Here is a 21,748-nt window from a genome sequence, read left to right as displayed (position 1 = left end):
CGGGCCGATGGTCACAGCACCCGGGGCGGGGTGTTGCCGGCGGCGACGATGGCCCGGCGGATCGGCACCGCAGCCAGCAACGCGAACCCCACCACGAAGAAGATCAGCAGGGAGACCAGACCCACCCGGTAGGAGGAGGTGAGCTGGAAGACCAACCCGAACGCCAGCGGGCCGAGCCAACTGGTGCCCTTGTCGCTGATCTCGTAGAACCCGTAGTACTCGCCCTCCTTGCCGGCGGGGATGAGCTGGCTGAACAGCGACCGGCTCAACGCCTGGCTGCCGCCGAGGACCAACCCGATCGCCCCACCGAGGATCATGAACGGCAGCGGGGCCTCGGCGGGCAACCGGAACGCCCCGATGATCACCCCGGTCCACAGCACCAGCGACAGCAGCACCGTCTTCCACGCGCCGATGCGCCGGGCCAACGCCCCCAACGCCAACGCCCCGCCGAACGCGAGGAACTGCACCAGCAGGATCGTCACGATCAGCGTGCTCTGCCCGAGCCGCAACTCCTCGGTGCCGTACTGGCTGGCCAGCGTGATCACCGTCTGGATGCCGTCGTTGTAGACCAGGAACGCCAGCAGGAAGAACAGCGTCAACGGGTACGCCTTGATCTCCCGCAGGGTCCGCCCCAACTGCCGGAACCCGTCGGTGACCACGTTGCGGCCCGCCCCGCGCAGCGCCTCGGCGGTGGGGTGCTCCCGCAGCCACCGCAACGGCACCAACGTGAACGCCGCCCACCACACCCCGGCCGACACGATCGACCAGCGGGCCAGGTCCAGGGTGCGCTGCGGGTTGTCGTCCTCGCTGAGCAGGGTCACCGCCACCAGGTTCAACGCCAGCAGCAGACCACCGCCGAGGTAGCCGATGGCCCAGCCGCGACTGGACACCGCATCGCGTTCGTCCGGGCCGGCCAGCTGCGGCAGGAACGAGTTGTACACCACCACCGCCGCCCCGAAGGCGATGTTGGCGACCAGGAACAGCGCCCCACCGAGCAGGTACCGCTCGCCGGTGACCAACGCCATCGCGATGGTCGCCCCGGCGCCGGTGAACGCCGCCCCGGCCAGCAGCCGCTTCTTGTGCACCGTCCGGTCGGCGATCGCCCCGACCACCGGCAGCACGAACACGGTCAACAGCACCGACAACGAGATCAGGTACGGGTAGTACGAGCCGGCGGCGACCCGGACGCCCAGCGGGTGCACGTACCCGTCGCAGCTGTCCGCGCCCAGCTCGCAGCCGGCGGCCAGTTCGGTGACGGTGGTGAGGAACGGGCCGAGGAACACCGTGATGACGGTGGTCTGGAAGGCCGAGTTGGCCCAGTCGTACAGGTACCAGCCACGCCGTTCCCGGCGCAGTCCCGCCGGGGTGTCGACGGGGGCGGGGGTGGTGGCGACCGGGTCGGCCATCGGGGTCCTCGGGGCTCAGGCGGCCCAGAGGCCGCGGCTGCGGTAGACGTCGCGCAGCAGGCCGACGTGATCGGTCATGATGCCATCCACACCACGATCCAGTAAGTCGTGCATCCGGGTAGGTTCGTCGATCGTCCAGACGTGCACCTGCACCCCCAACCGGTGGCAGTAGGCCAGGAACCGGCGGTCGACCACCGGCACCCCCGCGTACCGCGGCGGCACCTGCGCGGCCACCACCGACGGCGGCAACCGCACCGGCCGGCCATGCCGCGACGCCAGCCACAACCGGGCCACCCCGCGCATGCCCAGGCCGGTGGCGACCCGCCCGCCGGTGGCCGCGCGCAGCCGGGCCAACCGGGCGTCGCTGAACGACGCCAGCAGCACCCGGTCGGCCGCGCCGGCCCGGGTCACCGCCGTCACCGCCGGGGTGACACCACCGTCGGCCTTCACGTCGATGTTGAACCGGACCTGCGGCCACGCGGCCAGCACCTCGTCGAGCCGGGGCACGACCGCCGCGCCGCCGACCCGCACCGTCGCCAGGTCGGCCCAGCGCAGGTCGGCGATGCGGCCCCGCTGCCCGGTGACCCGGCGCAGGGTGGCGTCGTGGAAGACCACGCACACCCCGTCGGCGGTGGCGTGCACGTCGGTCTCCACGTACCGGTAGCCCAGCTCGACGGCCCGGGTGAACGCGGCGACGGTGTTCTCGTCGCCGTCGGCGGCGCCGCCGCGGTGCGCGAAGGCCAGCGGGGTGGGGGCGTCCAGGTAACCGGGTCGGGTCGACACGCAGCGCAGTATGCCCGCCGCCGGTGGCCGCCGGGTGGCCGACCGGCGGCGGTCAGGCCGACGTGGGCCGGCGGTGCACCCGGCTGGTGTCGACGGGGCGTCCCGGGTCGACGTGCCGGGGCCGGTCCGGTTCGTCGGGCCGCAGCGGCACCAGGGTGTCGGTGATCGCGTCGATGATTCGGTCGGTGCCCCGGCGGGCCGCGCCGGGCGCGGCGGGGGAGAGGTCGTGCAGGTGCAGCGGCGCGCCGAAGCGGACCCGGATCACCGGGCGGCGCACCAGCGCCCGGGCCAACGCGCGCAGCATGCCCCGGGGCGCCCGGTAGGGCAGCACCTCGTGCGACCCCCACTGGGCCACGGGCACCACCGGGGCGTCGCAGGCCATCGCGAGGCGGGCGGTGCCGGTCTTGCCGCGTTCGGGCCACATACCGGGGTCCAGCCCGATGCGTCCCTCCGGGTAGACCAGCACCACCGACCCGGCGGCGACCGCCACGGCGGCGTCGTCGAGGGCCTGCCGGACGGCGGTGCTGCCCCGGTCGACGCGCAGGTGCCCGGCGTGGCGCATCAGCGCGCCGAGCCCCGGGGTGCGGAACAGCCCGCCGGTGGCCATGAAGCGCGGCGACACGCCCCGGGCCCGGCAGGCCGCGCCCAGCACGATCGGGTCGAAGGGGCTGATGTGGTTGGCGGCCAGGATCAGCGGCCCCCGGCGCAGGTGCGCCGGGACGTCCCCGCTGACCTCCAGCCGGGCGAACAGGGCGACGACCAGCCGGGCGAGCAGTTGGGCGGCACGCCAGAACAGTGGTGGCTGCCAGCCGGGGCGCGGGGTGTCCATCAGTCGCCGATGGTCGCACGGGGGTGGGGGAGGACCGGACCCGGGTCGTGCGGCCCGTGGTGATCAGGGTCATTGGTCCCGGGCCGGGTCGGGCCCCCCGGCCCTGCCCGACAACCTACGACACGCAGTAGTATCTACTACGTCTCGTAGTATCAACGGCAGGGGGATCCCGGTGGACGCGTTGGACGTCGCCCGCTGGCAGTTCGGTGTCACCACCGTCTACCACTTTCTCTTCGTACCACTGACCATCGGGCTGTCCGTCCTGGTCGCCATCCTCCAGACCCGCTGGCACCGCACCGGCGACGAGAAATACCTCAAACTCACCAAGTTCTACGGCAAACTCTTCCTGATCAACTTCGCCATGGGCGTCGTCACCGGCATCGTGCAGGAATTCCAGTTCGGCATGAACTGGTCGGACTACTCCCGCTTCGTCGGCGACATCTTCGGCGCACCCCTGGCCATCGAGGCCCTCGTCGCCTTCTTCCTCGAATCCACCTTCATCGGCCTGTGGATCTTCGGCTGGGACCGGCTCCCCAAACGCCTGCACCTGGCCAGCATCTGGGCCGCCGCCATCGGCACCAACCTCTCCGCCTACTTCATCCTCGCCGCCAACTCGTTCATGCAGAACCCCGTCGGCTACCGCCTCAACCCCGACACCGGACGCGCCGAACTCACCGACTTCGTCGCCGTCCTCACCAACAAGGTCGCCCTGATCACCTTCCCGCACACCCTCGCCGGCGCCTTCCTCGTCGCCGGCTCCCTCGTCACCACCGTCGGCCTCTGGCACCTCATGCGCCGCCGCGACAACCCCGACACCGACGCCTACCGCCACGCCACCCGCTTCGGCGCCTGGGTCGTCCTCATCTCCGCCACCCTCGTCGTCCTCACCGGCGACATCCAAGGCAAGATCATGACCCAGGTGCAGCCCATGAAAATGGCCGCCGCCGAGGGCCTCTACACCACCGAAAGCCCCGCCTCGTTCTCCGTACTCACCGTCGGCAGCCTCGACGGCAGCCGCGAAATCTTCGCCCTCAAAATCCCCTATCTGCTGTCCTACCTCGGCACCGGCGACCCCAACGGCACCGTCCACGGCATCGACGACCTCCAGGCCCAGTACGCCAGCCAGTACGGCCCCGGCAGCTACACCCCGATCATCCCGGTCACCTACTGGAGCTTCCGCTTCATGATCGGCTTCGGACTCGCCGCCGCCGCCATCGCCCTGCTCATCCTCTGGACCCAACGCAAAGGCCGCACCCCCACCAACAGATGGCTGCTGCGCGCCGGCCTGATCATGCCCGCGCTCCCACTGCTCGCCAACTCCTTCGGCTGGATCTTCACCGAGATGGGCCGCCAACCCTGGATCGTCTTCGGCGAAATGCTCACCCGCGACGGCGTCTCCCGCACCGTCTCCCTCACCGAAGTCCTCACCTCCTTCACCGCCTTCACCCTCATCTACGCCGTCCTCGCCGTCATCGAATTCAAACTCCTCCTGCGCTACGCCCGCGCCGGCGTACCCGACGTCACCCCCACCCCCGACGACACCGACGACGCCGAGCGCCCGCTCGCCTTCGCCTACTGACCCGGAGCCCCACCGTGGAACTCACCACCATCTGGTTTCTCCTCGTCGCCGTGCTCTTCACCGGCTACTTCATCCTCGAAGGCTTCGACTTCGGCGTCGGCATGCTCCTACCCGTCCTCGGCCGCGACGACAGGCAACGCCGCGTCCTCATCAACACCATCGGCCCCGTCTGGGACGGCAACGAGGTCTGGCTCATCACCGCCGGCGGCGCCATGTTCGCCGCCTTCCCCGAGTGGTACGCCACCCTCTTCTCCGGCTTCTACCTCCCCCTACTGCTCATCCTGCTCGCCCTCATCGCCCGCGGCGTCGCCTTCGAATACCGCCACAAGCGCCCCGAAGCCACCTGGAAACGCCGCTGGGACCACGCCATCTTCTGGGGCTCCGCCATCCCCGCCCTGCTCTGGGGCGTCGCCTTCGCCAACATCTTCCGCGGCGTACCACTGGACGCCGACCACGAATACGTCGGCGGCCTGGTCGACCTGCTCAACCCCTACGCCCTGCTCGGCGGCCTGACCACCCTCGGCCTCTTCCTCACCCACGGCGCCGTCTTCCTCGCCCTCAAGACCACCGGCGACATCCGCCACCGCGCCGGCACCCTCGCCGTCCGACTCGGCGCCGGCACCGCCGTCGCCGCCGTCGCCTTCCTCACCTGGACCCTCACCATCCGCGCCAACCCCGCCGCCATCACCCTCGCCGCCGGCGCCGCCCTCGCCCTGCTCGGCGCACTCGCCGCCGCCCGCGTACGCCGCGAAGGCTGGGCCTTCACCGGCACCGCCCTGGCCATCGCCCTCGCCGTCGCCACCCTCTTCACCGCCCTGTTCCCCAACGTCATGCCCTCCACCGGCGACCCCACCGGCACCCTCACCGCCACCAACGCCGCCTCCACCCCCTACACCCTCAAAATCATGACCTGGGTCGCCGTCGTCTTCACCCCGATCGTCCTCGCCTACCAAAGTTGGACCTACTGGGTGTTCCGCAAGCGAATCGGGGTACAGAACATCCCGCAACACTGAGAGACGCGCGAGGGGCGCGGGGACGCGGGGCCGGAGCGAGGGGGTCGCACCGGCCCCGCAACGCGTCCACCACAAACCCGTCGCCACCCCACCCACCCACCGCTATCGTCGCCGCATGCCGCACGACCCCCACATCCGCGAACTCACCGCCGACGACCACGCCGCCGCCTGGCACCTCGGCCGCACCGCCTTCGGCTCCGACCCGCAACCCGCACCACCACCCCCCACCACCCCCGGCATCACCCGCTACGGCGCGTTCGACCACACCGGCCGCCTCATCGGCAAAGCCATCGACCTGCACCACCACCAGTGGTGGGACGGCCGCACCATCGCCGCCGCCGACATCGCCGGCGTCGCCGTCACCCCCGAAGCCCGCGGCCGCGGCACCGCCCGCGCCCTGCTCACCGCCCTGCTGCGCGGCGCACACGACCGAGGCGCCGCCATCAGCGCGCTGTTCCCCACCGTCGCCGCCCCCTACCGCGCCTGCGGCTGGGAAACCGCCGGCACCCTGCGCACCGTCAACCTCCCCACCGCCCTACTCACCCGCCACCACCCCAGCCCACACCTCACCGTCCGCCCCGGCACCCCCGCCGACCTCACCACCGTCGACGAACTGCACACCCACACCATCCGCCACCGCCGCGGCCTACTCGCCCGCAACGGACCCCTGCACGAACACCACCGCACCCGCCACACCACCGACAACACCCTGCCCTACGACGGCCTCACCCTCGTCGAACACCACGGCCACCTCGTCGGCTACGCCGGCTGGAACCGCCGCAACCACTACGGCGACGACGGCACCATCACCGTCGAAGACCTCGCCGCCACCACCGCCGACGCCGCCCGCGAACTCGTCGGCATCCTCGCCAGCTGGCACAGCGTCGCCCCCACCCTGCGCCTCACCCTGCTCCCCGGCGACCCCCTCACCCCCCACCTGCCCGTGGAGAAGGCCCGCGAACACCACCAGGACACCTGGATGCACCGCCCCGTCGACGTCACCCGCGCCGTCCGCGACCGGGGCTGGCCCACCCACCTGCACGGCACCGCCACCTTCACCCTCGACGACCCGCTCGCCGACTGGAACACCGGCACCTGGCAGCTGGAGATCACCGACGGCCACGCCGACCTACGCCGCACCACCGCCCCCGCCGACCTGCACCTCACCGTCCGCGGCTTCGCCCTGCTCTACACCGGCACCGCCACCGCCCGCACCATCGCCCAGGCCGGCCTGCTGCACCACCCGGCCGGCACCGACCCCACCCCCCTCGACCTGCTCGCCGCCCCCGGCCCCGCCCAACTCGGCGACTACTTCTGACACCCCGCAGATTCCGGCCACCACGCACCCCACCACCCCGGCCGCTACACCAGCCCGGCACACCCACCCACCCGCGCCGCGGTGACGCCCCGACCGCCGCAACAGCCGCCGGGCCGCCCACCACGAACCAACCTCAACGGGCCTCGCGCAACTCCGCCAACCGCGCCTCGATCTCCGCCAACTCCGCCCGCAACTTCTCCGCCTGCTGCTCCGCCTCCGACCGCTCCGCCGACAGGATCTGCTCCACCGCCTCCTGCACCCCCGGCACATCCACCAACGCCACCATCCGCAACGCCTCCGCCGGCTTCACCACGTACGGCTTCGCCAACGCCTTCGCCCCCTGCTGCGCCGCCACCGTCCACTCGCCATCGGCGTACGCCAACGTCACCGTCAACCCCGCCGGCCCCTTCGGCTTCGCCACCTTCGCCGGCCGACGCACCGCCGGCTTCTCCGCCACCGGCTCCGACTCCACCCTCGGCTCCTCCCGCCTCTGCACCGGCACCCGGGGCGTGTCCAACACGAACTCCGGCTCCACCTTCGCCGTCGGCTCCACCTGCTCCACCACCGGCTCCGACTTCGCCTCCACCACCCGACGACCCGCACCCCGCGGCGCCACCGCCAGATCGGCGGGGGAGAAGGGCAACTCGTCGCGCCCGAACCGCACCACCACGAACTCGTCGGACACCGCCGGATCGGTCAACTCCACCACCTGACCCACCTGACCGGCAATCTGCCCCGCCGACGCGGTGAACACCACCCTCGGCTTCCGCCCCGCCGTCAACGCCTCCCGGATACCGCGTACCTCGTCATCGGACAAACCCTGGCCCGCCATCACAGCCCTCTTTCGTACACGTGTCTGATCCTGCCTTGATACCAGCCCACCACGACAACCGGAAGATCAGCCCCCCAGCACCCGCAACGCCTCGTCCGCGTGCTCGTTCATCCCCAACTCACTGTGCACCACCGCCAGCACCCGCCGGTCCCGACCGATCACGAACGTCATCCGCCGCGTGCTCAACGGCCCCAACGGCAACCGCCGCCGCACCCCGAACGCCTGCGCCACCACACCGTCGACATCCGACAACAACGGATAGTCGAACCCGTGCATCCGGGAGAACTCCGCCTGCCTCTCCACCGGATCCCGACTGATGCCCACCCGCTGCGCCCCCACCGCCGCGAACTCCGCCGCCAGATCCCGGAAATGACAACTCTCCGCCGTACAGCCACGGGTCATCGCCGCCGGATAGAAGAACAACACCACCGGCCCCGACGCCAACAACTCGGACAACCGCCGCGGCGTACCCGTCTGGTCCGGCAGCTCGAATTCCTCCACCAGATCGCCGACACTCACACCCACCACGCACCTCCACCGATCCGATCCGTCCGAAACGCGGTGAGCGTAAGCGATCACCCCACCCACCGCCGCGCCACCGCGCCACGTGAGCACCCACACCCTGCCCACCACGCCGACACGCAGGTACCGTCACACCACCACACCGGACCGGCAGGGGAGCGCAGGAAATGACCGCGGTCACCGTCATCACCGGCGGCAGCCGGGGCATCGGCGCCGCCGTCGCCCGCCGACTCGCCGCCGAAGGCCACCACCTCGTCATCGGCTACCGCCACGACCACGCCGCCGCGGCCACCGTCGTCGCCGACGTCCACCGCCTCGGCGGCCACGCCGCCGCCGTCCCGGCCGACACCACCGACCCCACCCACGTCGACCGCCTCTTCACCGCCGCCGCCGACCTCGGCCCCCTCACCGCACTGGTCAACAACGCCGGCGTCACCAGCCCCATCGGCCCCTTCACCGACCTGCACCCCGACGACCTACGTCGGGTCGTCGACGTCAACCTCATCGGCTACGTCCTCTGCGCCCAACAGGCCGCCCGCCGGCTCACCCACGGTGGCGCCATCGTCAACATCTCCTCCGCCGCCGCCACCCTCGGCAGCCCCGGCGAATACGTCCACTACGCCGCCGTCAAAGCCGCCACGGACACCCTCACCATCGGCCTGGCCAAGGAACTCGCCCCCCGCGGCATCCGGGTCAACGCCGTCGCCCCCGGCATCATCCGCACCGACATCCACGCCGACTCCGGCGTACCCGACCGCGCCGACACCGCCGCCGGGCGCATCCCGCTCGGCCGCGCCGGTGAACCCGACGAGGTCGCCGGCGCCGTCGCCTGGCTGCTCGGACCCGACGCCACCTACACCACCGGCGCGGTGCTGCGCGTCGCCGGCGGCCTCTGACCGGCGTGCCGTCCGGCCACTCCCGACGAACAGCACACCAGCGCGGTCGTCGACCGGGTCGACAGGGGAGAGGCCGCCAGCGCCCCCATGACCGCCGGTCCGGCGGCCGGAACCGGCCGGGTCGGCCATCCAATTGATCAACATGGGGACGGGGGAGACGTGGCCGACGTACGGCAGCCGCAGCCGCCCGGTGGCGATGGTCGGCGCGCGCCGACGCCGGACCCGGCCACCGCGAAACACGCCGGGACGGACGTCGCCCTCACCCGTTCACCTCGACCCGACGATGACCACCGTGGGAGGTAGACGACCAGGGAGTTCCTGCAGACCGTCGTGGTGGCCTCCGGGCCACATCGGCGGTCCCGCATGGCGACCCGACCAGCCCCGGCTCTGATTCGATAATGCACATTATGTAAAGTCGCCCGGAAGGGGGGTCCCCTGCGACCGGGAAGCCGCTGCGGGTCGGACCGCGACCAGACGGGTCCGGTGGCTCAGCGACACGCGACGGGCGGCGCCTTCCGCCGCAGCGACGTCGTACGGGTGGGCCGCCGGCGGCAGCTGTCGGTCCGGGATTTCGCCGGCTCGCTGCGATGTCCGCGTCACGCCCCACCAGTGCGCTGGGTTGCGTCCGGCCGCAGCATCCTCCGCCGGGGGGCGCTGGCGGCACCCATGGCGTGTGAGCGATCGACGGAGCAGTCTCCCGCCGCTCCCCTCCCCCTGGGTGGTCGACAACCCGAGAAAGCTGCATAATATCCCTTATGCATGACAAACAGGACGAATCGGTTGGACGACTCATCGAGGAGTTCCTGACCGCGCGGGCCACCCGGAAGCCCTCCCCGCACACCCAGGAGGCGTACCGGCGGGATCTGCGGGCCGTCGCGGCGCTGGCCGGCACGCAGTGCACCCCTCCCCTGTCCCCCGACGAGCTGACGATCTCCGCCCTCTCCCCCCGGGTGATGCGGGCGGCGTTCGCCCAGTTCGCCGCGCCCCGCGCGGCGGCGTCGGTACACCGGGCCTGGTCGAGCTGGAACGGTTTCTTCTCGTTCCTGGTGGCCGAGCAGGTGGTGGCGGGCAATCCGATGCCGGCGGTGGGACGTCCCCGCGCGCCACTGCCCCAGCCGAAGCCGTTGCGGGGTGAGGACACCCCGGAGGTGCTGTTGGCGTCGGTGTCGCGGGAGGACGCGCGGCAGCGTGATCCGTGGCCGGAGCGGGACGTGGCGGTGCTGGCGTTGGCGTTGTGCGCGGGGTTGCGCCTGGCGGAACTGTTGGCGTTGCGGGTGTCGTCGTTGTCCGGGCGGGCCGGTGAGCGGCGGGTGGCGGTTGCCGGTAAGGGTGGTCGGCCGAGGGTGGTGCCGGTGGAGCCGGAGTTGGACGAGGTGGTGTCGGCGTACCTGGACAGTCGGCGGCGGCGGTTCGGGGCGCGCAGCGTACGCCCGGACGGGGTGTTGCTGGTGGACCGGCGGGGTGATCCTCTGCGTCGGGGCGGGTTGCAGTACCTGGTGGATTCCTGTTACCGGCGGGCGGGGATCACCGATCGGGTGCCGGCGGGGGCGCGGTTGCATGCTTTGCGGCACACGTTCGCGACCCGGTTGGCCGAGGACGGGGCGGGGGCGGCGGAGATCATGCGGTTGTTGGGGCATGCGTCGTTGGCGTCGTCGCAGACGTACATCGAGGTGACGGCGGGTCAGCAGCGGGCGGCGGTGCGGTCGAACCGGACGAACCGGGTGTTGGCGGGGTTGGTGTCGGAGGGGCGTCCGGGTTGAGGGTGGGGTGGTCCGGGCCCGGCTGCTGCTCGCGTTGCGCGAGCGCCCCGGCTACCCGGCCGAGCTCGCCGACCTGCTCGGCACCAGCGTGTCCGTTCCCGGGCCGGATCAGCTTGTCGGCGTCGGGGCCTGGGAACGGCCGGTGTGGCGTGGGCGTACGGGGTGGGTGGTTGTGGCATGGTGTGGGTGGACGCGACTGGCGGCACGGGGATGGGTCAACCATCGGGGAGCTCGTCGCGGGGGTCGACCGCCTGGGCCTCCGTGGTCGAGGTGAGCCATGTCTGTTTCTTCTTCGCTCTCCCCCACGTCTGGTACGGCCCGGTTGTTGCCGGGTGGGCCGGTGGCGGAGCGGATTCTCGCCGAGGTCGCCGCGGGGGTGGCGGCGTTGCGGGCGGCCGGGGTGGTGCCGGCGTTGGCGACGGTGCTGGTGGGTGACGATGACGCGAGTGCCGGGTACATCCGGATAAAGCAGCGTCAGGCGGCGGAGTTGGGTTTCGCGTCGCCGCACGTGCGGTTGTCGGGGTCGGCGTCGCAGGCGGATCTGCACCGGGTGTTGCGGGATTTCAACGACGATCCCGGGGTGCATGCGGTGTTGGTGCAGCATCCGGTTCCGGGGCATCTGGACTATGACCGGGCGTTGCAGGTGTTGGATCCGGATTCCGACGTGGACGGGATGCATCCGGTGAACATGGGCCGGTTGGCGTTGGGGTTGCCGGGTCCGGTGCCGTGTACGCCGGCGGGGATCGAGGCGTTGTTGGCGTTCCACGGGGTGCCGGTGGCGGGGCGGGAGGTGGTGGTGTTGGGGCGTGGTGCGACGTTGGGGCGTCCGTTGGCGATGTTGTTGGCGCAGAAGCGGCCGACGGCGAATGCGGCGGTGACGGTGGTGCACACGGGGGTGGCGGACTGGCCGCGGTACACGCGGCGGGCGGAGATCCTGGTGGCGGCGGCGGGGGTGCCGGGGATCGTGCGGCCGGAGCATGTGCGTCCGGGTGCGGTGGTGGTGGGTGGTGGGGTGCGGTACGAGGGTCGTCGGTTGTTGCCGGATGTGGATGAGTCGTGTGCTCGGGTGGCGGGGGCGATCACGCCGCGGGTGGGTGGGGTGGGTCCGACGACGGTGGCGATGTTGTTCCGTAACGCGTTGCGGGCGGCGCAGCGGGTGGCGGGTGTGGGGTCAGCCGAGGTCGACGATGAGGGGTCGGTGGTCGGAGATGGTGGAGCGGGGGGTGGCGGTGGCGGTGACCGGGGGTAGTCGGTGCCGGTCGTGGGGGTCGGCGAGGATGTGGTCGAGTTGGACGCGGGGTGCGGTGGCGGGGTAGGTGGGGTGGCGGGCGAGGGGTTGCCAGCCGGTGAGCAGGCGGGCGGGGCCGGCGGGGAGGTTGAGGTCGCCGAGGAGGATGCGGGGGGCGGGTAGGGCGCGTAGGGCGCGGACGACGCGGCGGAGTTGGTGGGCGTTCCAGCCGGGGACGAAGGACAGGTGGGTGGCGGCGGCGGTGAGGGGTCCGTGGGGGGTGTCGAGGACGGCGGCGAGAACGACGCGGGGTTCGTCGCGTAGGAGGATGAGGCCGCCGCCGGGGCCGGGGGCGTAGATGGGTGAGCGGACGGGTGCGGGGTTGAGGCGGGTGACGTGCCAGCTGCGGACGGGGTGGCGGCTGATCAGGCCGATGCCGTAGCAGGGTTCGCCGTGGCCGTCGTCGTCGTGGCGTAGGGGGCGGAAGTGTTCGCCGGGGGTGCCGACGACGGCGGCGGCGAAGCGGTGTTCGGGGGCGTCGAGGGCGTGGGCGGCGATGGTGGTGAGGTCGTGGTGGCCGCTGCGGGACTGGTCGCGGTCGACTTCCTGGAGGGCGAGGATGTCGGCGTCGAGGGCGTGGACGGCGGCGGTGAGCCGGTCGGGGTCGACGAGTCCGTCGGTCAGGGAGCGGCCGTGGAGCAGGTTGAAGGTGGCCAGGCGCACGTGTGCACCCTACGTGGCGTGGGACAGTTACTGGATGATCAAGTTGTTGTGTTGTTCGGTGCTGGTGTTCGTGGCGGTGGGTGTGGTGGGGGTGTGGTTGCGCAGGCGGCGTGGGCGGTGAGGTGGGCCACTCGGGTGGGTGGGTGGTCGGGTGGGGTGGGCAGAATGGCCGGCCGTGGATCCTGTGTCGTTGTCGACTCTGCTGACTGCTGCTGCCCTGGCGGGGTGGGTGGATGCGGTGGTGGGTGGGGGTGGGTTGTTGTTGTTGCCGGCGTTGTTGGTGGCGGCGCCGGGGGTGCCGGTGGCGACGGCGTTGGGGACGAACAAGGTGGCGGCGATCTTCGGTACGTCGACGGCGGCGGTGACGTATGCGCGGCGGACGCGGGTGGACTGGGCGGTGGCGGGTCCGGCGGCCGGGTTGGCGGTGTTGACGGCGGGGTTGGGTGCGGCGTTGGCGGGTGCGGTGCCGGGTGGCGTGTACCGGCCGGTGGTGCTGGTGGTGCTGGTGGCGGTGGCGGTGTTCGTGCTGGCGCGGCCGTCGCTGGGTGTGGTGGCGGCGCCGCAGCGGCGGACGCCGGTGCGGGTGGTGGTGGCGGTGGGGGTGGCGGGTTTGGGTATCGCGCTGTATGACGGGTTGATCGGGCCGGGTACGGGCACGTTTTTGGTGTTGGCGTTCACGGCGGTCCTGGGGTCGGATTTCGTGCATGCGTCGGCGATGGCGAAGGTGGTGAACGCGGGCACGAATCTGGGTGCGCTCGTGGTGTTCGGGTTGACCGGGCACGTGTGGTGGGCGTTGGGTGCGGCGATGGCGGTGTGCAATGTGGTGGGGGCGGTGGTGGGGGCGCGGATGGCGTTGCGTCGGGGTGCGGGGTTTGTGCGGGTGGTGTTGCTGGTGGTGGTGTTGGCGTTGGTGGCGCGGTTGGGTTACGACCAGTGGCTGGCCGGCTGAGCGGGGGTGCTCGGCGGGCCAGCCACTGGTGTGTTCGGCTGGTGGTTCAGGCGTGCCGGACGACGGTGTCGTAGTCGAGTCGGGGCAGCCGGGGGTGCCAGGCGTCGGGGCCGGGGTGGCCGATGTTGACCAGGAGCAGGGACTTCCAGCCGGTGTCGGTGAAGAATTCGTTGTCGACGCCGGTGGCGTCGAATCCGCCCATGGGTCCGGCGGCGAGGCCGGCGGCGCGGACGGCGAGCAGGAAGTAGCCGACCTGGAGGCCGGCGTTGAAGCGGGCCATGCCGTCGCGGGTGGCGGGGTCGGCGGCGAAGTGTTCGCGCATACCGGGGCGGATGGGGAAGACGGTGTCGAGGTGTTCGTGGAAGTCGGTGTCGGCGGCGAGGACGGCGACGACGGGTGCGGTGGCGGTTTTGGCGCGGTTTCCCTCGGCGACGTGGGTGAGGAGGCGGTCGCGGCCGTCGCCGGGGCGGACGAACAGGACGCGTAGGGGTTGGACGTTCATGGCGGTGGGTGGGTACTTGGCGAGGTCGAAGATGGCGCGGAGTTGTTCGTCGCTGACGGGGGTGTCGGTGAAGGTGTTGGCGGTGCGGGCTTCGGTGAACAGTTGGGCCTGGGCCTGGGGGTCGAGGGTGATGAGGTGGTCGGGCAGTACGTCGGTCATGGTGTCCTCCGGTCGGTTCGACGTTTGCTGCGACCACAGTAGCAGCTAGTTTTTTCGAAGTGGCTAGGGTGAGTTGCGGACCACGTATGCTGGGACGATGACGACGTGCTCCCCGACCGACGGCGGGCCCCGCGCCTGCCCCGGGGGGCTGTCCCGGGCGTTCGCGTTCCTCGGCAAGCGGTGGAACGGCATGATCCTGGGCACCCTCGCCCAGGGGCCGGCGGGTTTCGCCGAACTGACCCGGGCGCTGCCCGGCATCAGCGAGTCGGTGCTGTCCGACCGGCTCGGTGAGCTGGCCCGGGTGGACCTGGTCAGCCGCACGGTGCGCGAGGGTCCCCCGCTGGGGGTCAGCTACCAGTTGACCGGGCGGGGCGCGGCGCTGCTGCCGGCGCTGGACGAGCTGGCCCGGTGGGCCGACGAGAACCTTCCCACGGGTCGTTGCTGAGCGGTGCCGGTGCGCGCCGAACACGACCGTGCCGTGCTGGCCGCCCTGCTGCGCCGCGATCCGGTGCTGCACGCCTACCAGTTGGGTGACCTGGACGACTTTTTCTGGCCGTACACGTCGTGGTTCCGGCGCGGCGACCAGGTGGTGCTGCTCTACCACGGGGCGGCCGAGCCGGTGCTGCTGGCGTTCGCCGCGCAACGCGACGGCGCGGCCATGGCGGCGCTGCTCGACGAGGTGGCCCCGGTGTTGCCGGCCCGGCTGTACGCGCACCTGTCCCCCGGCCTGGAGCGGGTCCTCGCCGGCCGGTACGTGCTCACCCCGGCGGGGGCGCACCTGCGGATGGCGTTGACCGATCCGGGGCGGCTGGCCGGTGTCGCCGCCGCGGGTGAGGTGCTCGGCGCGGCGGACCTGCCGGCGCTGCGGGAGCTGTACGCGGTGGCGTACCCGGGGAACTGGTTCGACGCGCGGATGCTCGACACCGGCCACTACCTGGGGGTGCGCGACGGTGACGCCCTGGTGGCGGTGGCCGGGGTGCACGTGTGGTCGCCGACGTACCGGGTGGCCGCGGTGGGGAACGTGACCACCCGTCCGGCGGCGCGGGGGCGGGGGCTGGGCGCGGCGGTGGTGGCCGCGTTGTGTGCCCGGCTGGCCGGCAGCGTCGACCATGTGACGTTGAACGTGCGGGCCGACAACACGGTGGCGGTGCGCCTCTACGAACGGTTGGGGTTCACCCGGGTGACCGGGTTCGGTGAGTACGCGTTGGCCGTCGGGGCGGGCTCAGCGGTGTCGGCGGGGTGAGTCGAACCGGCCGGCGCGGATCTCCCGCAGGGCCTTGCGGCGGACGTCACCGCGCAGCGTGTCGACGTACAGCCGACCGGCGAGGTGGTCGGTCTCGTGTTGCAGGGCGCGGGCGAGGAAGCCGCTGCCGGAGATGGTGAGCGGGTCGCCGTGCCGGTCGACGCCGTGCACGGTGGCGTGCAGGGCGCGGCGGGTCGGGAAGTACAGGCCGGGAATGGACAGGCAGCCCTCGTCGTCGTCCTCGGTGTCGTCGGACAGCTCGATGGTGGGGTTGATCAGGTGTCCGCGGTGGCCGTCGGCGTCGTAGACGAACACCTGGGCGTCGACGCCGATCTGCGGGGCGGCGACACCGGCCCGGCCGGGTTCGCCGGTGAGGGTGTCCATCAGGTCGTCGACGAGGTGTTGCAGGGCGGTGTCGAAGCGGGTCACCGGGGTGCAGGCGGTGCGCAGGACGGGGTCACCGATGATCCGGATCGGGCGTACGGTCATGCCGGGAAGGTTATCGGGGGGTCGCCGGCGGCGGTGATCCGGCGCACCGGTCGGCGATCAGGGCGGCGATGCCGTCCAGGACGCGGGCCAGGCCGAACTCGAAGGCGCGGGTCGGGTCGGTGGCGGCCTGGTACTCCTGCCCGGCGGCGGCCCCGACCCGGGCGGCGGTGGGGAACCGCGCCGGGTCCATGACCTTCTCCAGGTAGGGGGCGTGGGCGTGCCACCACTGTTCGTCGGTGAGGCCGGTGCGGCCGGTGGCCTGGGCGGCCTCCACCGCGCCGCGCACCGCGCCGTGGACGTAGGAGTCGACGAGGGTGACCACGGCGTCCATCTCCAGGTCGGTGAGGCCGACGCCCTCGACGGCGCGTAGCTCGTAGTCGTAGCGGGCGGTGACCTGGGGGCCCAGCGGGGGGCGGGTGGTGGCGACCTGCAGCAGCCACGGGTGGCGCAGGTACAGCGCCCAGTTGTCGCGGGCGATGCGTTCCAGGCGGCCGCGCCAGCCGCCGGGAACGTCGGTGGGGCGGGGGGTTTCGCCGTGCACGGTGTCGAGCATGACGTCGAGCAGTTCCCCCTTGCCGGGCACGTGGGTGTAGAGGGACATGGTGCCGACGCCGAGGCGTTCGGCGACCCGGCGCATGGACAGCGCGGCGAGGCCCTCGGCGTCGGCGACGTCGATGGCGGCCCGGACGATCTGGTCGACGCCGAGGTCGCCGCTGCGGCTGGCCCGCTCGCGGGTGCGCCACAGCAGGGCGAGGCTGCGGGCGGGGTCGCCGGTGCCGCTGTACTCGACGTGCATGCCCGTCACCCTAACGGCCCGGGGGTGGTCAGCCGGCGGCGAGCAGGGCCCGTACCGGGGCGGCCTTGGCGGCGGCTTCGGCGACCTCGGCGGTGGGGTCGCTGTCCCAGGTGATGCCGCCGCCGGCCCACAGGTGCAGCCGGTCGTGGTCGGCGGCGGCGGTGCGGATGGTCAGGCCCAGGTCGAGGTGGCCGGGGCCGATCCAGCCGAACGCGCCCATGCCGGCACCCCGGCCGACGGGTTCGAGGGCGGCGATCAGCGCCAGCGCGGCGTGTTTGGGTGCGCCGGTGACCGAGCCGCCGGGGCAGGTGGCGCGCAGCAGGTCGGTCAGGCCGGTGCCGTCGGCGAGGGTCGCCGACACGGTCGACTCGGCCTGCCACAGGTCGCACCAGCGGCGGACGGTGAACAGGTCGTCGACGGTCACCGAGCCGGTGCGGGCGATGCGGGCGAGGTCGTTGCGTTCCAGATCGACGATCATGATGTGTTCGGCGCGTTCCTTGGCGGAGGTGAGCAGGTCGCGGCGGCCGGCCGGGGTGGCGGGGCGGGTGCCCTTGATGGGGCGGGTGACGACCCGGCCGGCGTGCACGGCGACGAGGGTTTCCGGTGAGGCGCAGCCGATGCTCCAGCCGTCGCCGTGCAGGGTGCCGCCGTAGCGGGCGCCGGGCAGGCCGGCGAGGCGGGCCAGGGCGGGACGCGGGTCGCCGGTGTAGGTGGCGGCGGCGTGGCCGACCACGTTGACCTGGTAGACGTCGCCGCGGCCGATGGCGGCGCGGACGGCGCGCACGGCGTCGGCGTGCCCGGTGGGGGTCCAACTGTCCCGCCACGGTCCGAGCCGCAGCCGGTCGGGTGCCGGTGCGGTGGGGGGCGGACGGCGGGGGCCGTGGTCGTAGACGACGACGGCGACGTCGGGCAGGGCAGGTGTGGGGCTGGCGGGGCCGGTGGGTGCGCCGGCCATCCGGGCGCCGGCGGCGGCGGAGACGAACAGGGCGGCGCCGCACGGGCCGTCGGTGCGGTGGGTCGCCGGGCGGGTCAGGTCGTCGACGGGGAGGCCGTGGGCGGTGAGGAAGGCGGCGATCTGGGCGGCCGGGTCGCCACCGTCGGTGACGTGCCACAGGTAGCGGTCCCGTTCCACGAGCACGCTGCGGCAGCGCTCCGGTACGGCGGGTACGTCGACGGGGGCCGTTGGGAGCGTTTCCACGCCGGGTGGCTGATTCTTCCTCATCCGTTCAGCGGATTTCCGGGCAACATGGCGGAAGCCTGCTCGATCCGGCGCGCGGTCCCTTGGTACTGTGCGTCACTGGTCATGTGAACCATGACACAGTGCCCCCACAGTCCGGAGAACCCGATGTGCCAGCACCAGATCCCCTGTCCCTCCGCCGAAGCGACCGACCGGGACGCCGCCCGCGTCATCGCCTGCTTCCCTGAGCAGGGCTGGAGCCTGCTCTGCAACGGTGTCATCGTCTTCGAGGACACCGGCGAACTCCTCCCTGACGGCAGCACCATCGCCCCGCACCGCGGTCCGGCCCGGCACGCCCTCGTCGCCTGACCCGGTCACGACGCGTCGGCCACGCCGACCCGTCGCACCAGGCTAGCCCCCACGTGGGGGCCGCCCTCCCCCGGTCGCCGCACCGGGGCGGCACGACCGCCGCCCCGGCACCGCGCCTCAGTCCTGGAACGCCTCCGGCGCCGGGCACGAACACATCAGGTTCCGGTCGCCGTACGCGCCGTCGACGCGCCGCACCGGCGGCCAGTACTTCCCCACCGGGTCCATCCCGGCCGGGTACGCGCCCACCGACCGCGGGTACGGGTGCGGCCACTCGTCCCCGGACACCATCGCCGCGGTGTGCGGCGCGTTGCTCAGCGGGTTGTCCCCCGCCGGCCACTCACCCGACGCCACCCTGTCGATCTCCGCCCGGATGGCGATCATCGCGTCGCAGAACCGGTCCAGCTCGGCCAGGTCCTCACTCTCGGTCGGTTCCACCATCAGCGTCCCCGCCACCGGGAACGACATCGTCGGCGCGTGGAACCCGTAGTCGATCAGCCGCTTCGCGACATCGTCGACACTGACCCCGGTCGCCTTCGTCAACGGCCGCAGATCCAGGATGCACTCGTGCGCCACCAGGCCCTTGTTGCCCGCGTACAGCACCGGGAAGTGCTCCCGCAGCCGCACCGCCACATAGTTCGCGGCCAGCACCGCCACCCCCGTCGCCCGGGCCAGCCCCGCCGCACCCATCATCCGCAGGTACGCCCACGGGATCGGCAGGATGCCCGCCGACCCGTACCGGGCCGCCGAGATCGCCGCCGACCCGGCCGTCCGCTCACCGCCCGGGTCACCCGGCAGGTACGCCGCCAGGTGCTCCCGCACCGCCACCGGACCCACCCCCGGCCCGCCGCCGCCGTGCGGAATGCAGAACGTCTTGTGCAGGTTCAGGTGCGACACGTCCGCCCCGAACCGGCCCGGCTTGGCGAACCCGACCAACGCGTTGAGGTTCGCCCCGTCGACGTACACCTGACCGCCGGCGTCGTGGACCTTCGCGCACAGCGAGGCGATGCCCGTCTCGTACACCCCGTGCGTCGACGGGTACGTCACCATGATCGCCGCGAGAGCGTCCCGATGCTTGTCGATCTTCGCGTCGAGGTCGACCAGGTCGACGTTGCCGTCGGCGTCACACCCGACCACCACCACCCGCATCCCGGCCATCACCGCCGACGCGGCGTTCGTGCCGTGCGCCGACGACGGGATCAGACACACGTCCCGGTGCCCGTCACCCCGGTCCCGGTGGTACGCGCGGATCGCCAACAACCCGGCCAACTCCCCCTGCGACCCGGCGTTGGGCTGCACACTGACCGCGTCGTAGCCGGTCACCTCCGCCAGCCACCCCTCCAACTGCCCGATCAGCTCCCGGTAACCGGCGGTCTGCTCGTCCGGGGCGAACGGGTGCAGGTGCGCGAACTCCGGCCAGGTCACCGGCTCCATCTCGGTGGTCGCGTTCAGTTTCATCGTGCACGACCCCAACGGGATCATGCCCCGGTCCAGGGCGTAGTCGAAATCCGCCAGCCGGCGCAGGTACCGCAGCATCGCCGTCTCCGAATGGTGGCTGCGGAACACCGGATGGGTGAGGAAGTCGGTGTCCCGCGCCAACCCGGCCGGCACCGCCTCCGCCACGTCCCCGACGACCGGGTCCACCCCGAACGCCTCCCACACCACCGCCAGGTGCCCCCCGGTGGTCGTCTCGTCACACGACACCCCCACCCGGTCGGCGTCGACCAACCGCAGGTTCACCCCCCGCTCCCGCGCCGCCGCCACCACCTGCCCCGCGCGACCCGGCACCACCGCCGTCACCGTGTCGAAGAACACCCCGTCGACGACCTCGACGCCACCGGCACGCAACCCCGCCGCCAACCGCAGCGCCATCGACCGGGTACGGTCGGCGATCCGCCGCAACCCGTCCGGCCCGTGGTACACCGCGTACATGCCGGCCATCACCGCCAACAGCACCTGCGCCGTGCAGATGTTGCTGGTCGCCTTCTCCCGCCGGATGTGCTGCTCCCGCGTCTGCAACGCCAACCGGTACGCCGGGGCACCGGCCGCGTCCCGCGACACCCCGACCAGCCGCCCCGGCAGCATCCGCTCCAACCCGGCCCGCACCGCCAGGTAACCGGCGTGCGGCCCACCGAAGCCCATCGGCACCCCGAACCGTTGCGTGGTGCCCGCCGCGATGTCCACCCCGATCCGCCCCGGCGCCCGCAGCAGCGTCAACGCCAACAGGTCCGCCGCCACCGCCACCACCGCGCCCACCGCGTGCGCGGCGTCGACCAGCGGCGCATGGTCCCGCACCAGCCCCGACGCCCCCGGATACTGCAGGTGCAGCCCGAAGAACTCCGCCGGCAACTCCTGCGTGTCCAGGTCCACCACCCGCACCTCGATACCCAACGGCTCGGCCCGCCCGCACAGCACCGCCACGGTCTGCGGCAACGCGTCCGCGTCGACCACGTACACCGCGCTACGGCTCTTCGACGCCCGCCGCGCCAACGTCATCGCCTCCGCCGCCGCGGTCGCCTCGTCGAGCATCGACGCGTTCGCCGTCGCCAGGCCGGTCAGGTCCGTCACCATCGTCTGGAAGTTCAGCAGCGCCTCCAACCGGCCCTGACTGATCTCCGGCTGGTACGGCGTGTACGCCGTGTACCAGGCCGGGTTCTCCAGCACGTTACGGCGGATCACCGCCGGGGTGTGGGTGCCGTGGTAGCCCAAGCCGATCATCGACACCGCCACCGTGTTCCGCGACGCCAACGCCCGCAACTCCGCGACAGCCTCCCGCTCGGTGGCCGGAGCCGGCAGATCCAACGCCCCGTGCCAGCGGATCACCTCGGGAATCGCCGCGTCCATCAGCTCGTCGATCGACCCGTAGCCGACGGCCTCCAACATGCGGCGCTCGTCGTGCGGACCGGGACCGATGTGCCGGTCGGCGAACTGCTCTACGGTCATGCGTGACGCTCCTGACTCAGGCGGCGAGGTCGACGGATCGGCCTCCCCCTGAGTCACGCCACGGGCGCTCCACAGTGCCTGCCCGTCGCGGTCCTTCTGCCTGAGAGGTTCCGGGGAGAATCTGCCCCTTCGGCGTCGCCCGGATACTGCTGGGCGATCTCTCCCGCGCGGGTGGTGTCGGCATGGTCAACGCTACCAGCGCCCCTGTTACCGGCGGATGTCGTACCCCCACCCG

21 protein-coding genes, 1 pseudogene and 2 riboswitches are annotated in these 21,748 nt (G+C 72.3%); of the genes and pseudogenes, 11 read left to right on the top strand and 11 right to left on the bottom strand.

Features of this window, described 5'->3' with window-relative positions; all coding sequences use genetic code 11:
- Nucleotides 1-11 precede the first annotated feature (11 nt).
- From ACN267_RS08775 to ACN267_RS08765, 3 genes are read right to left on the bottom strand one after another with little or no spacing between them, the layout of a single operon-like run.
- Nucleotides 12-1,406 (bottom strand): MFS transporter, encoded by a 1,395-nt coding sequence (locus ACN267_RS08775; protein WP_204959800.1) that lies wholly within the window; start codon nucleotides 1,404-1,406, stop codon nucleotides 12-14.
- Nucleotides 1,407-1,421: 15 nt separating this feature from the next.
- Complete coding sequence (locus ACN267_RS08770) at nucleotides 1,422-2,189, bottom strand: glycerophosphodiester phosphodiesterase (protein ID WP_204959799.1); 768 nt, start codon at nucleotides 2,187-2,189, stop codon at nucleotides 1,422-1,424.
- A 52-nt stretch (nucleotides 2,190-2,241) separates the two neighbouring features.
- Entirely contained in the window at nucleotides 2,242-3,018 is a 777-nt protein-coding gene (locus ACN267_RS08765; protein ID WP_421488378.1) for a lysophospholipid acyltransferase family protein, read from the bottom strand.
- A gap of 172 nt (nucleotides 3,019-3,190) precedes the next feature.
- Here ACN267_RS08765 and ACN267_RS08760 point away from each other — a divergent pair, with 172 nt between their 5' ends.
- The 3 genes from ACN267_RS08760 (at nucleotide 3,191) to ACN267_RS08750 (ending at nucleotide 6,928) form a co-directional block, all read left to right on the top strand.
- Nucleotides 3,191-4,597 carry a cytochrome ubiquinol oxidase subunit I gene (locus ACN267_RS08760; protein ID WP_204959797.1) on the top strand — a complete coding sequence of 469 codons (1,407 nt, stop codon included), beginning with the start codon at nucleotides 3,191-3,193 and terminating at the stop codon, nucleotides 4,595-4,597.
- Between the two features lie 14 nt (nucleotides 4,598-4,611).
- Nucleotides 4,612-5,610: a cytochrome d ubiquinol oxidase subunit II gene (cydB, locus tag ACN267_RS08755; RefSeq protein ID WP_204959796.1), complete on the top strand. Its 999-nt coding sequence runs from the start codon at nucleotides 4,612-4,614 to the stop codon at nucleotides 5,608-5,610.
- Nucleotides 5,611-5,725: 115 nt separating this feature from the next.
- Complete coding sequence (locus ACN267_RS08750) at nucleotides 5,726-6,928, top strand: GNAT family N-acetyltransferase (RefSeq protein WP_421488377.1); 1,203 nt, start codon at nucleotides 5,726-5,728, stop codon at nucleotides 6,926-6,928.
- 133 nt (nucleotides 6,929-7,061) lie between these two features.
- On the opposite strand, the gene ACN267_RS08745 is transcribed toward ACN267_RS08750, so the two are convergent.
- Together ACN267_RS08745 and ACN267_RS08740 are read right to left on the bottom strand one after the other, a co-directional pair.
- On the bottom strand, nucleotides 7,062-7,760 hold the full coding sequence (locus ACN267_RS08745) for a hypothetical protein (protein WP_204959794.1): 699 nt from the start codon (nucleotides 7,758-7,760) through the stop codon (nucleotides 7,062-7,064).
- 66 nt (nucleotides 7,761-7,826) lie between these two features.
- Nucleotides 7,827-8,279, bottom strand: a complete 453-nt coding sequence (locus ACN267_RS08740; protein ID WP_421488376.1) for a peroxiredoxin — start codon at nucleotides 8,277-8,279, stop codon at nucleotides 7,827-7,829.
- Between the two features lie 170 nt (nucleotides 8,280-8,449).
- On the opposite strand from ACN267_RS08740, the gene ACN267_RS08735 reads away from it, so the two are divergent.
- The 4 genes and pseudogenes from ACN267_RS08735 (at nucleotide 8,450) to ACN267_RS08720 (ending at nucleotide 12,187) form a co-directional block, all read left to right on the top strand.
- Nucleotides 8,450-9,178 carry an SDR family oxidoreductase gene (locus tag ACN267_RS08735; protein WP_204959792.1) on the top strand — a complete coding sequence of 243 codons (729 nt, stop codon included), beginning with the start codon at nucleotides 8,450-8,452 and terminating at the stop codon, nucleotides 9,176-9,178.
- Nucleotides 9,179-9,933: 755 nt separating this feature from the next.
- Nucleotides 9,934-10,938 (top strand): tyrosine-type recombinase/integrase, encoded by a 1,005-nt coding sequence (locus ACN267_RS08730; protein WP_421488375.1) that lies wholly within the window; start codon nucleotides 9,934-9,936, stop codon nucleotides 10,936-10,938.
- Between the two features lie 7 nt (nucleotides 10,939-10,945).
- A pseudogene (locus ACN267_RS08725) lies at nucleotides 10,946-11,026 on the top strand (transcriptional regulator); the annotation flags it as partial.
- Nucleotides 11,027-11,125: 99 nt separating this feature from the next.
- A riboswitch (ZMP/ZTP riboswitch) is annotated at nucleotides 11,126-11,202 on the top strand.
- Nucleotides 11,203-11,215: 13 nt separating this feature from the next.
- Nucleotides 11,216-12,187, top strand: a complete 972-nt coding sequence (locus ACN267_RS08720) for a bifunctional 5,10-methylenetetrahydrofolate dehydrogenase/5,10-methenyltetrahydrofolate cyclohydrolase (RefSeq protein WP_421488374.1) — start codon at nucleotides 11,216-11,218, stop codon at nucleotides 12,185-12,187.
- On the opposite strand, the gene ACN267_RS08715 is transcribed toward ACN267_RS08720, so the two are convergent.
- Nucleotides 12,110-12,889 carry an endonuclease/exonuclease/phosphatase family protein gene (locus ACN267_RS08715; RefSeq protein ID WP_204959790.1) on the bottom strand — a complete coding sequence of 260 codons (780 nt, stop codon included), beginning with the start codon at nucleotides 12,887-12,889 and terminating at the stop codon, nucleotides 12,110-12,112. The genes ACN267_RS08720 and ACN267_RS08715 overlap by 78 nt on opposite strands.
- Nucleotides 12,890-13,079: 190 nt before the next feature.
- Here ACN267_RS08715 and ACN267_RS08710 point away from each other — a divergent pair, with 190 nt between their 5' ends.
- On the top strand, nucleotides 13,080-13,838 hold the full coding sequence (locus ACN267_RS08710) for a sulfite exporter TauE/SafE family protein (RefSeq protein WP_281897538.1): 759 nt from the start codon (nucleotides 13,080-13,082) through the stop codon (nucleotides 13,836-13,838).
- Nucleotides 13,839-13,884: 46 nt separating this feature from the next.
- On the opposite strand, the gene ACN267_RS08705 is transcribed toward ACN267_RS08710, so the two are convergent.
- Nucleotides 13,885-14,499 (bottom strand): malonic semialdehyde reductase, encoded by a 615-nt coding sequence (locus tag ACN267_RS08705; protein ID WP_281897535.1) that lies wholly within the window; start codon nucleotides 14,497-14,499, stop codon nucleotides 13,885-13,887.
- A gap of 97 nt (nucleotides 14,500-14,596) precedes the next feature.
- Between ACN267_RS08705 and ACN267_RS08700 the strand changes: the two genes are divergently transcribed.
- Complete coding sequence (locus tag ACN267_RS08700; protein ID WP_204928318.1) at nucleotides 14,597-14,944, top strand: winged helix-turn-helix transcriptional regulator; 348 nt, start codon at nucleotides 14,597-14,599, stop codon at nucleotides 14,942-14,944.
- 9 nt (nucleotides 14,945-14,953) lie between these two features.
- On the top strand, nucleotides 14,954-15,742 hold the full coding sequence (locus tag ACN267_RS08695; RefSeq protein WP_421488373.1) for a GNAT family N-acetyltransferase: 789 nt from the start codon (nucleotides 14,954-14,956) through the stop codon (nucleotides 15,740-15,742).
- Here the strand turns inward: ACN267_RS08695 and def are convergent.
- Genes def through ACN267_RS08680 form a run of 3 tightly spaced genes read right to left on the bottom strand, consistent with a single transcriptional unit; the run spans nucleotide 15,722 to nucleotide 18,249 of the window.
- Nucleotides 15,722-16,231, bottom strand: a complete 510-nt coding sequence (gene def, locus ACN267_RS08690; protein ID WP_204959786.1) for a peptide deformylase — start codon at nucleotides 16,229-16,231, stop codon at nucleotides 15,722-15,724. The two genes, ACN267_RS08695 and def, sit on opposite strands and share 21 nt — an antisense overlap.
- Nucleotides 16,232-16,241: 10 nt before the next feature.
- Nucleotides 16,242-17,027 (bottom strand): TetR/AcrR family transcriptional regulator, encoded by a 786-nt coding sequence (locus ACN267_RS08685; RefSeq protein WP_204959785.1) that lies wholly within the window; start codon nucleotides 17,025-17,027, stop codon nucleotides 16,242-16,244.
- 28 nt (nucleotides 17,028-17,055) lie between these two features.
- Nucleotides 17,056-18,249, bottom strand: coding sequence for a chorismate-binding protein (locus tag ACN267_RS08680; protein ID WP_204959784.1), 1,194 nt, complete (start codon nucleotides 18,247-18,249; stop codon nucleotides 17,056-17,058).
- A 123-nt stretch (nucleotides 18,250-18,372) separates the two neighbouring features.
- On the opposite strand from ACN267_RS08680, the gene ACN267_RS08675 reads away from it, so the two are divergent.
- Nucleotides 18,373-18,573: a DUF5999 family protein gene (locus ACN267_RS08675; RefSeq protein ID WP_088647339.1), complete on the top strand. Its 201-nt coding sequence runs from the start codon at nucleotides 18,373-18,375 to the stop codon at nucleotides 18,571-18,573.
- Nucleotides 18,574-18,690: 117 nt separating this feature from the next.
- Here ACN267_RS08675 and gcvP read toward each other — a convergent pair whose 3' ends face one another.
- Nucleotides 18,691-21,513, bottom strand: coding sequence for an aminomethyl-transferring glycine dehydrogenase (gcvP, locus tag ACN267_RS08670; RefSeq protein WP_421488372.1), 2,823 nt, complete (start codon nucleotides 21,511-21,513; stop codon nucleotides 18,691-18,693).
- Between the two features lie 78 nt (nucleotides 21,514-21,591).
- Nucleotides 21,592-21,689, bottom strand: a riboswitch (glycine riboswitch).
- Between the last annotated feature and the right edge of the window lie 59 nt (nucleotides 21,690-21,748).

Source organism: Micromonospora sp. WMMD734 (assembly GCF_049178975.1).
In the GTDB taxonomy this organism is placed as follows: domain Bacteria; phylum Actinomycetota; class Actinomycetes; order Mycobacteriales; family Micromonosporaceae; genus Micromonospora; species Micromonospora wenchangensis.
The sequence above is the reverse complement of the archived record's forward strand: the minus strand, read 5'-3'. Positions and strand labels throughout refer to the sequence as shown.

Bases quoted from the DNA above. Each gene is read 5' to 3' on its own strand.
- ACN267_RS08775 (WP_204959800.1), bottom strand. From the start codon at position 1,406: ATGGCCGACCCGGTCGCCACCACCCCCGCCCCCGTCGACACCCCGGCG.
- ACN267_RS08765 (WP_421488378.1), bottom strand. From the start codon at position 3,018: ATGGACACCCCGCGCCCCGGCTGGCAGCCACCACTGTTCTGGCGTGCC.
- ACN267_RS08750 (WP_421488377.1), top strand. From the start codon at position 5,726: ATGCCGCACGACCCCCACATCCGCGAACTCACCGCCGACGACCACGCC.
- ACN267_RS08745 (WP_204959794.1), bottom strand. From the start codon at position 7,760: ATGGCGGGCCAGGGTTTGTCCGATGACGAGGTACGCGGTATCCGGGAG.
- ACN267_RS08735 (WP_204959792.1), top strand. From the start codon at position 8,450: ATGACCGCGGTCACCGTCATCACCGGCGGCAGCCGGGGCATCGGCGCC.
- ACN267_RS08730 (WP_421488375.1), top strand. From the start codon at position 9,934: ATGCATGACAAACAGGACGAATCGGTTGGACGACTCATCGAGGAGTTC.
- ACN267_RS08720 (WP_421488374.1), top strand. From the start codon at position 11,216: ATGTCTGTTTCTTCTTCGCTCTCCCCCACGTCTGGTACGGCCCGGTTG.
- ACN267_RS08705 (WP_281897535.1), bottom strand. From the start codon at position 14,499: ATGACCGACGTACTGCCCGACCACCTCATCACCCTCGACCCCCAGGCC.
- ACN267_RS08700 (WP_204928318.1), top strand. From the start codon at position 14,597: ATGACGACGTGCTCCCCGACCGACGGCGGGCCCCGCGCCTGCCCCGGG.
- def (WP_204959786.1), bottom strand. From the start codon at position 16,231: ATGACCGTACGCCCGATCCGGATCATCGGTGACCCCGTCCTGCGCACC.
- ACN267_RS08685 (WP_204959785.1), bottom strand. From the start codon at position 17,027: ATGCACGTCGAGTACAGCGGCACCGGCGACCCCGCCCGCAGCCTCGCC.
- ACN267_RS08680 (WP_204959784.1), bottom strand. From the start codon at position 18,249: ATGAGGAAGAATCAGCCACCCGGCGTGGAAACGCTCCCAACGGCCCCC.
- ACN267_RS08675 (WP_088647339.1), top strand. From the start codon at position 18,373: ATGTGCCAGCACCAGATCCCCTGTCCCTCCGCCGAAGCGACCGACCGG.
- gcvP (WP_421488372.1), bottom strand. From the start codon at position 21,513: ATGACCGTAGAGCAGTTCGCCGACCGGCACATCGGTCCCGGTCCGCAC.